Here is a 3,482-nt window from a genome sequence, read left to right on the forward strand (position 1 = left end):
TGTTCGATCTTCATTACACTTCTTTTCTTAAAAGTAGGGAATTTAGTTTAGGGGAAGAATGGGACGATGAATTGTTGCCATTGTTTGTAACCCTCCCTAAATGGAATAAAATCGTTGTCATTTCGAACCGACCGAAGGGAGTGTGAGAAATCTGAATGGTTACAGGAGATTTCTCAATCGTCGCCGTGCTCCTCATGTCGAAATGACAATGGACGGTGTAAACCAAGTGCCCCACAAGATACAATCTTGCGGTAGCAGGGAATTTAGTTTAGGGGAGAAGGGGGCGATGAATTATTGCATTGGTTGTAACCCTCCCTAAATGGAAAAAATCGTCGTCATTTCGAACCGACCGAAGGGAGTGTGAGAAATGGGAATGGTTACAGGAGATTTCTCAATCGTCGCCGTGCTCCTTATGTCGAAATAACGATGGACGGTGTTAACCAAGTGCCCCACAAGATAAAATCTTGCGGGAGCAGGTGCTACTGTCATTTTACCTCAAAGTTCAGGTATTCCGATTTAAATTTTTCAGGATTATTTTTCATTTCCATTTGTAACTTATATTTATTGAATTTAATGGTTTTTTCGGTTGCTATTTTCCTACCGATTATTAGTCCACAGATGGCAATCACTATATTATAGAAATTTTGGAAATCAGAGTTCTCTTTAAAAATACCACTATTAGGTTCGTCAATTTCAATAAAGATTTCTATCAGTTTTTTGAGTAGCTTTTTTTCGTAAGAAAGAGTGTGAGCTATTTGATTCCTTAGTTTATTAACATCAATAATGCTTTGTTTTAAAGAGTCAACCCTTTTAAAAAGGCCTAAAAGTTCAGAGATTGTAATTTTATTGTGAAAAGTGAAGCTCGTTTTATCAATATTGATTCCGCCGTCATTAACATCATTTATGAATTTATTTAGAGAATATTCGATTAAAATATGTCCTTTGATTATTAGCAATTCTAAGTCCTCAATATTATCCAATTCATTTAATAGCAAATTCTCAAATTCGGGATCACTCATTTTTTGAATTTTCATTTTTTTGATTCCAGCTAACGTTGTTGTATATGTTTTGTTGCGTGTTTCAAGCAACTAATTGAGTAAACAGTTACCGACCAAGAAAGTCCGCGAGGATTTTCAGAAGTAGGCGAGAACAAGCAATTACTATAGCCAATGTTGTACAGTGTTTTTATTCAGATATTTTGATTAATTTTTTAATAAATTTCTTATGGGTTCTATTTTTAATAATAAATGAGGTCATAAAAATATATCCTAAAAATATTAGTCCAGCACTTATGCTTTTTTCCAGAGTCCAAGGAGTTTCAACTTTAACCCTTTCATTAATTCTAATCATTTGAATCATTCCAGCAATAGTTAATATTAAACCAATACCTGCAAATATTAATGAGAAATGACTTTCCCCAACTTTCTTAATTTCTTTTACATCTTTTATTCGAGCATCAACTAAGATTTCAGTTTCTTCTGAGTTAGAAACAATAGATTTAATCGTGAAACTATCTTTGCTGTTCATTAAAACAGGAGTAATTATAATTTCATTTCCCTCGGTCACTAATTCTGTAATCAGTGATTTTGGATTTGATTCAATTATTTCAGCACTTAAGATTTCAACACCTGTATCGAAAATGAAACGAATAGGTCTTTCGTAATCTTCAGATGGTATTCCGAGGTTCCCTGAATTTGAAATTTTTAGCTCATAAAAATTCACATTTTCAACTTCAGAATTATTATATAATATTTTGATTTTACCCTCTAATTTTTCTTTTGATGTCAGAAGTGCCGTTTTTGAAGTTATTTCATAAGAAATAGCTTTTTTTCTTCGTTGAAGAAAGAAGATTATAAGGGTAATTACAATAGTTAAAAAAGCTATAATTACACCAATAAAATTCCAAATCTGGTCTCTAAAAATTTCCCAATTCATTATATTTAAATATCTGTATTTTGGTTTTTCGATTAAATGGTGGACAACTTGTTTATAGCGGTGTAAAAGCCATCAGCCATCTAATATCACCGAAATTTCCCTCAAAACCAACAGGTTAATCTATATAATTGTAAGAAGTTATCAACTAACAACTGTTTTCTATTTCCGGATAAAATGTATATTTGGAGTGCTACACTTATCGAAATTAAGGTGCCTATCCAACCTCATTTGAACAATTATTGGACAGGCAAAAGGGTGAAAGTCCCCAGACCTTCAAGGCACCGCTTTGATGAGTGTAGCAGTGACCTGTCCTCTTTTTAACTTTAAATTCTTTTGTTATGCTACACTCAAAAGGTCAAGAAAGCTGCCCCGAAGGCAGTAGCGCGAATGCGCAAAGCGCTCCCAAAATGCCCCACATGCTCAGCCCGGCCCAGGTACAATTGCTAGACTACGCCGATGCGCTGGATGGCCCCCATCTGGTAAAATCCCTAAAACTGCTGCACGATATTGCCGTGTATCACTCCACCGAACCTATTGATGAGGAAGAAAAGGACGCACTCTACCTTATAAAAGGGCTGTGGGAGTGTGTTGAGGGTATTGTTGGTGAAGGGTTTTGGGTAAAAGGGTGAAGGGTTTTGGGTAAAAGGTTGAAGGGTGAAGGGGTGAAGGGCGAAGGGTGAAGGGTGGGAGGGCCTTTGCGGCCCTCTTTTGTTTTTATGCTTAGTGTTGTTTTTATTCTATAATCGTCTTTAAATGGTCCTTGGAGCCCGTCATTTGCCAATGGCCCAACGAAATAGGGATGTTGCCGATACTGTTCAGGGTATCAAAAAAGTCTTTCGGGGCAAAGGGTTCGCCCTGTAGCTCTTTTTGTCGGGCATAATCGGCCAAGGCAGCTTCCAACAAATATTTACCGGTAATATAACTGGAGCCATACCCGGGTTGGCGCAAATAGAGGTGTTGCTCAAAAATGAGCAGTTCCTTTTCGGTCTTCATCCATCCGCGAGGGGTGTATTCACTGTGAATTCCTCCGGCTTCCTCCATGGTCATTTCGTTGGCGTGGGCATATAACGATCCCAAACCTCTGGCCGCACGCTGCGCGATCATAATATATACGATCTCTTTGGTTCTTGGGCTATCGTCGTACAGACCTGCTTGCATAAACATTTCTTCCACGGCGGTGGCGGTTCCTTCGTTCCTAGAATCCCAAATATTATATAATAAAGGGCCTTTTCGTATCTCACTTTTATGGGGTTCCAAATCCATGCGGGCCAGTTCAAACCAATGGTAAAAATGGGAGTATAGCGGTCTGGCATCGTAATGCTCGCCAATGGAGAAGAAATTACGTTGCTCCTCGGGTATAAATTCGCCCAAATGCTCGCGTAAGGCAGGGTCAAAATAGGGTTTTACGGTAACAATGTCCTGCTGCTCCAGAAAATTGATCAAGCTTTTGGCAGAGGCATCGGCCATTTTATCATAGGCTTCGGGAGAATCCGCAGCGACCAACTCGGGCAGGTTCCTGTTTCTGTGTTCCTCTAACTTTAACGAAG

Annotated in this window: 3 protein-coding genes and 1 pseudogene; 1 reads left to right on the plus strand and 3 read right to left on the minus strand. The window is 38.3% G+C overall.

Features of this window, described 5'->3' with window-relative positions; all coding sequences use genetic code 11:
* Positions 1-485 precede the first annotated feature (485 nt).
* Positions 486-1,019 (minus strand): hypothetical protein, encoded by a 534-nt coding sequence (locus tag AACY61_RS10595; RefSeq protein WP_339611553.1) that lies wholly within the window; start codon positions 1,017-1,019, stop codon positions 486-488.
* A gap of 166 nt (positions 1,020-1,185) precedes the next feature.
* Positions 1,186-1,935: a hypothetical protein gene (locus tag AACY61_RS10600; protein WP_339611554.1), complete on the minus strand. Its 750-nt coding sequence runs from the start codon at positions 1,933-1,935 to the stop codon at positions 1,186-1,188.
* A 416-nt stretch (positions 1,936-2,351) separates the two neighbouring features.
* On the opposite strand from AACY61_RS10600, the gene AACY61_RS10605 reads away from it, so the two are divergent.
* Positions 2,352-2,564, plus strand: a complete 213-nt coding sequence (locus AACY61_RS10605; RefSeq protein ID WP_339611555.1) for a hypothetical protein — start codon at positions 2,352-2,354, stop codon at positions 2,562-2,564.
* A gap of 103 nt (positions 2,565-2,667) precedes the next feature.
* On the opposite strand, the pseudogene AACY61_RS10610 reads toward AACY61_RS10605, so the two are convergent.
* Positions 2,668-3,482 (minus strand): annotated as a pseudogene (locus tag AACY61_RS10610) (hypothetical protein); the annotation flags it as partial.

The sequence above is a fragment of the uncultured Planktosalinus sp. genome (assembly GCF_963973675.1).
GTDB lineage: Bacteria > Bacteroidota > Bacteroidia > Flavobacteriales > Flavobacteriaceae > Planktosalinus.

Coding starts and splice junctions, on each gene's coding strand:
- AACY61_RS10605 (WP_339611555.1), top strand. CDS start 2,352: ATGCTCAGCCCGGCCCAGGTACAATTGCTAGACTACGCCGATGCGCTG.
- AACY61_RS10595 (WP_339611553.1), bottom strand. CDS start 1,019: ATGAGTGATCCCGAATTTGAGAATTTGCTATTAAATGAATTGGATAAT.
- AACY61_RS10600 (WP_339611554.1), bottom strand. CDS start 1,935: ATGAATTGGGAAATTTTTAGAGACCAGATTTGGAATTTTATTGGTGTA.